This is a genomic window from Vibrio sp. 03_296 (genome assembly GCF_002265885.1).
In genome coordinates this window covers 1-738 of sequence record NZ_NPKW01001361.1, presented here as the reverse complement: position 1 = coordinate 738, position 738 = coordinate 1, and the positions used below count along the sequence as shown (strand labels likewise).

2 protein-coding genes are annotated in these 738 nt (G+C 40.4%); both read left to right on the top strand.

Annotated features, from left to right (window positions below; translation table 11 throughout):
* Window positions 1-179 precede the first annotated feature (179 nt).
* Window positions 180-308, top strand: coding sequence for a DUF3265 domain-containing protein (locus CIK04_RS32295; protein WP_080722320.1), 129 nt, complete (start codon window positions 180-182; stop codon window positions 306-308).
* Window positions 309-650: 342 nt separating this feature from the next.
* On the top strand, window positions 651-738 hold an 88-nt coding region (locus CIK04_RS32285), incomplete at its 3' end, for a DUF3265 domain-containing protein (RefSeq protein ID WP_128824801.1).

The following is a 738-nucleotide window of genomic DNA, read 5'->3' as shown; positions in this document are numbered from 1 at the left end:
GGTTGGCTCAATCAGAAATCCATTTTAGGTTTTCAAACTTCAAACCAGATTTGCCAAAATTCCTAGTCTGATTATCAAAACTATGATTCATTTCGGTTTTCTACGTTTTGGTTTTTGTTTGTAAATCAAAGTCGAGTTAATCTTGTTTTGAGTAAAACGTAACTCATTGAAGCTTAAGCATAACAAGGCGTTTAAGCGGGATTCATGCCGCGTGGCATTTTTGGTATGCGGTTGGTTTTGGTGGTGAAAGTGGTCTGCGGAAGGTTGGTTTAGGCGGCATTCACCCCTTAACGCGGCGTTATGCTTAATCACGTAAAATCAGTGGTTTATGGTTTTTCTTTGTTCCCTCGGCTTTTCAGTTCGGTGTTTGTCGGCAAGTTGGCTGTTTTGAGCGCTGTTTTTCGGACATCAATTCTTTGGCGCTGAAAATTCTGAGTGTTGCCTCAATCAATTTTCGGGCAATCGCGAGGTTAGGACGGTTGGCTCAATCAGAAATTTGATCTTAGGTTTTTTCGTTTTAGCTGCCAAAGTTCAAAGTCTGATTTTCAAAATCATGAGTCATTTCAGTTTTTTGGTTTTTGGCTTTTGTTTGTGAATCGAAGTCGAGTTAATCTTGTTTTTAGTAAAACGTAAGCCATTGAAGCTTAAGCATAACAAGGCGTTTAAGCGGGATTCATGCCGCGTGGCATTTTTGGTTTGCAGTGAGTTTTGGTGGTGAAAGTGGTCTGCAGAAGCTTG